The organism is Enterococcus sp. C76, assembly GCF_040886985.1.
Taxonomy (GTDB): Bacteria; Bacillota; Bacilli; order Lactobacillales; family Enterococcaceae; genus Enterococcus_B; species Enterococcus_B lactis.
Map to the genome: position 1 here is coordinate 1 of NZ_JBFOEY010000064.1, position 336 is coordinate 336.

Sequence of the window (336 nt, forward strand, 5' to 3'; positions counted from 1 at the left end):
TTTTATTCCTCCTTCCAAAAATATTAATACGATTCTCGTACATCGTTATAATCAATATGCGAAACTTTGTCACCTGTAATTTCAACTAAAATCAACAATTTTACAGGTGCGCCATTTTGCACACAATCTAAAACTAATGCATAATGATTTTCTTTTTCTAATGGCATGTATATTTCCTTAATCTTGCCACTTGAAGGCAATTGACAAGCTGATTCAAAATCTAACCCATTTTCTTTCGCACACTCTTCCGTCACAAATGGTCGTAGTTTCTCATTTCTTTCACTAATGTTAGAAAAATTGGCAAAACCATTTCCGATACATTTCAATAAATCAATT

Annotated in this window: 1 protein-coding gene; it reads right to left on the minus strand. The window is 31.8% G+C overall.

The features are described from left to right. Positions 1–23 precede the first annotated feature (23 nt). Positions 24–336: EF0163 family protein (locus AB3I00_RS14770; protein ID WP_368025636.1), on the minus strand; the 313-nt coding region annotated here is incomplete at its 5' end.